Below are 4,311 nucleotides of genomic sequence, written 5' to 3' on the forward strand. Positions count from 1 at the left end.
GATCTAGCCAACAGTAAAAGTATTAAGAAATAAATGTAAATAAATGGAGACAAAAATGAAAAAAATTTTGAAAAAATTAAGAAAAAAACAACCTAAATTAAAATTTATTTATGCATGGTACTACAAGAATAGTAAAGTAAATGAAAAACAGATTCTTTTCGAATCCTTTCATGGAAAAGATATTTCAGATTCTTCTTTTGCAATTTTAAGGGAATTTTTAAAACGATCTGATTCAGATGATTATAAAATTTATTTTGCAACAACACAAAAAGAAACTCATAGCAATAAGTTAAAAAAAATGGGATTAACTCAAATAAATCTAGTTGATATTACAACTTATGAATATGTTAGAGTATTGGCTACATCAAAATATTTGATTAATAATAGTTCTTTTCCAGTTTATTTCATTAAAAGACCAGAGCAGATTTATTTACAGACTTGGCATGGAACACCTTTGAAAACATTGGGAAAACAGATGCGTTTTGGTATTGAGTCTATGTATAATATCCAGCATAACTTTATGCAGGCTGATTATCTTATGTTCCCAAATAAATTCACAAAAGAAGTCATGATGCGTGACTATAATCTAGAAAAGCTATATACAGGAAAAGTAGTTTACAATGGTTATCCAAGAAATACTATTTTTTCAGATGAAAGAAGTGGAAATGAAGTAAAAAAACAGCTGGATAATAAAAATTATACCACATTTGCATATATGCCTACGTGGAGAGGACAGAGTAATCATTCTGTACAAAAGGATAACTACGAAGAAGAAACTAGAAAGATGTTAACCTATCTTGATAGTCAACTTCAAAACAATCAGAAAATGTATGTTAATTTTCATCCTATTTTGCAGGATAGTATTGTATTAGATTGCTATAAACATATTTATCCATTTCCAGATAATATAGAAAAGTATGATTTTTTGAATAGCATGGATGTATTGATTACAGATTACTCTAGTGTATTCTTTGATTACTCCATTACTGGAAAACCAATAATTTTATTTATGTATGATTATAAAGAATATATGCATGACCGTGGAATGTACATGAATGTAAAAGAACTTCCCTTTTGTAAAATTTATGATGTAAAAGCACTTGCTAGTTGTATAAAAGAGAAAACATATCTATCTGAAGAGTATGATTATAAGAAAAATCTCTCTTATATAAAGGATTTTCTTCCATACGATTCTTTAGAAAATGCAAAAAATATGGTTAATCTGATTTTTGATCATCAAGAAAATGATTTACCTATTTTAAACTACAATGAGAATACAAAAAAAAGATGGAATATTCGTTTTTATCCAAATGTAAAAACAGAAGAAGGAATTCAGACTGTGCTAGATACTGTAGATAAAGAAAATGATATTGTTATTTTTGAAAAAAAATTCTTTGGGCCAGAACTTAGTAGTTATTTATATGATAATTGTCGATTTGATTTACAGTATATTTTTATTACTAAGACACTTCCTAGAACCTTTATAGAAGAATATTGTAGTAAAAAGGAAAAATTCAATGTGAATACAGTACTATGGCATAGAGAGTTAAAAAGAGTTTTTCCAAATCTTAATGTGAATCCAATCATGATTGAGGAATGCTATACAGGTATTCCAGGACATCAATATTATATAAAAGAAACAGATTTTGTGAAAGCAGAAGTGAAAATAGATAATAATCAACTTATTTTAAATGTGGAAGATATAGACAATATCACTTCTTTTATGATTATTAATCAATCAAAACACATCTTATGGAAAAGACCATTAAATCATGAAGAATTGCATTTGGGGCTTATTAAAGAAGATTTTAATGAAATTATGAATGCAGAAAGTTTAAATAAAAATGGAAAATATTTAATAGCATTAGAAACAAAGGAAAAACAGCCTGTTTTAATTAAACATTCAGACTATACTTCCTATCTGGATAAAATTAAACAACATTCTGTTTGGAAATTTTTTGAACCTTTAAAATTTAACACTGTAGACTTAAAAGAATATGATAAAAATAAAAATGATACAGAAAATCAATTAATTCCATATTTATTTCAAAATCAATTTCTTGGTATATGGGTGGAAAATCCAGAAAGGTTATTTAGTAAAAATGTCAAAGGAAGAGTATCTTCTTTTAAAATAGAGGGTACTGTATTAAAGATAAATTTGAAATTAAATTTTTTACCAAATCCTATAACAGATGTAGTGTTAAGTTATAGAAGTAGCATAGAAAAATTAGAGTATCCATTTGATTATACAGTAAATACTTCTGGAAACCAAATTATCATTCATGCAAAACTGGACTTAAAAGGCAAACATATGGAGGAATTATTTTGGGATGTAATTGTAAAAACAACATATAAAAATATAGAATTAAAGGCATCAAATTATCTGAATCGAAGACAAAGATTAAAATTAATGATAATGAATCAACAAATGAATATTTCAGGTAATAATATTTTATTTCCTTACAGAACTTTGAGTGGAAAATTAGCTTATACTTATCGTGAAAAAACTCCTTATGATGGATGGGATACAAAAATAAAAGAATTTTTAGCTTGTTTTGTATTTACTTTACTGCATCCATATTGGAAACGAAAAAAAATGTGGCTTGTATATGAAAAATTCTGTTCCATGGCTCAAGACAATGGATATTATTTCTTTAAATACTGTATGGAAGAATTGCCTAAAAATGAACGAAAAAAAATATTTTATATTTTAGATAAAAACTCTCCTGACTGGGATAAAGTTAAAAAATATGAAAAACAGATTATTCCGTTTATGAGTTTTAAACATATATTGTATACAATGGTTGCCAAAATGTATATTGCTTCTGATTCCAAAAAACATTTATATATTTGGAGAGCAAAACCTAATTTTGTTTCATACTTAATTTCAAAACATAAAATTTTATTCTTGCAACATGGTGTAACTGCATTAAAGAAAGTAGATGGAATTTTTGGAAAGAAAGGTTCTAGTCCAATGACATACTTTACAACAACATCTAAATTTGAACAAAATATTGTAGTAGAAAATTTTAAATATAAAAAAGAGAATGCACCTATTCTTGGATTTACAAGGTGGGATGTCCTTGAAAATACAGCAACTGATACAGAAAAGATTATTCTTGCAATGCCAACTTGGAGAAGCTGGTTAGAAGAAAAATCTGCAGATGAATTTGTAAAGAGTGATTATTATCATAATTATATGAAATTATTAAGTAGTAACCATTTAGCAGTACTATTAAAGACATACAATGTAAAACTAATTTTTTACATTCATCCAAAATTTAAAGATTACATAGGTCAGTTTAATGTAAGTGGAGAACATATAGAATTAATTCCTTTTGGAAGCATACCACTAAATGAAATTATTAAAAAATGCCACATGTTAATCACAGATTATTCTAGTGTATGTTGGGATGTATATTATCTCGGAAAGCCAGTACTATTTTATCAGTTTGATTATGATATGTATGAGCAGGCTCATGGAAGCTATTTAGACATGGAACAAGAATTATTCGGAGAACGATATACAGAATATGAAGACTTATTAATTGGAATTGAAAAACAAATTAAAAACAATTTTACTGAAGATCCGAAATATAAAGGTTTACGAGATTATTATTTTGCATATATTGATAATGATAATAGTAAACGTACGTACCAATATATATCAAGTAAAAGTAATTTATTGTAGTTATTTTAATTGATGATAATATATTATTACACTTTAAAATAAAGCTATACTAGAAAAACTAGTATAGCTTTATTTTAGATTAAACTCTTTGTGTAATTTCCATGTGTTATCTTCCCATTTGTAAATACATATATTATCAAAGAAGCAATTAAATTTGAATGGAATTTGATTAACATAATCCCATAGTTCATCATAAATATTTTGTATTTTCTTTGAAGATATAGTAACATGAAATACTTTATTTTTTCCGTCGTGTAGTTGAAAATTGATAAAATCTATTTCGTCTAACTCGTCTATTAAATTATCATGAAGCTTTTTACCTTCTTCACTCATATGAACTTTCATATAAATTACTCTATTATCGAAGTGACCATATTTTTCTAAAGTATATTTAGCTTTGTTATGATTATTGCAGAAATTTTCTATTACTTTGTCTACTTCACTTATGTTGTTGCATTCAAAAGGAGATTTAATAGTAAAGTGAGCAGGTAATTTAGAAGACTTAGCACCAAGTTTTTTAAAAACTTCTCTTCGAAGATTATTATTAAAATCCCCACCTTCTCCTTTTACTACACTAACAATTACATATCTCAACTTTTATACCTCCAGAACTTTTTATT

2 protein-coding genes are annotated in these 4,311 nt (G+C 26.3%); one reads left to right on the forward strand and one right to left on the reverse strand.

Annotation, left to right across the window (positions count from 1 at the left end; genetic code table 11):
- Positions 1-55 precede the first annotated feature (55 nt).
- On the forward strand, positions 56-3,691 hold the full coding sequence (locus NSA58_RS16730; protein WP_257560713.1) for a CDP-glycerol glycerophosphotransferase family protein: 3,636 nt from the start codon (positions 56-58) through the stop codon (positions 3,689-3,691).
- Between the two features lie 69 nt (positions 3,692-3,760).
- On the opposite strand, the gene NSA58_RS16735 is transcribed toward NSA58_RS16730, so the two are convergent.
- The gene (locus NSA58_RS16735; protein ID WP_039677995.1) at positions 3,761-4,285 is read right to left on the reverse strand and encodes a 2'-5' RNA ligase family protein; all 525 of its coding nucleotides are present in this window, start codon (positions 4,283-4,285) and stop codon (positions 3,761-3,763) included.
- Positions 4,286-4,311: the final 26 nt, after the last annotated feature.

Origin of the sequence: Terrisporobacter muris, assembly GCF_024621905.1 — a bacterium.
GTDB lineage: Bacteria > Bacillota > Clostridia > Peptostreptococcales > Peptostreptococcaceae > Terrisporobacter > Terrisporobacter muris.

Excerpts from the sequence above, each read along its gene's own strand:
- NSA58_RS16730 (WP_257560713.1), top strand. The coding sequence starts at position 56 with ATGAAAAAAATTTTGAAAAAATTAAGAAAAAAACAACCTAAATTAAAA.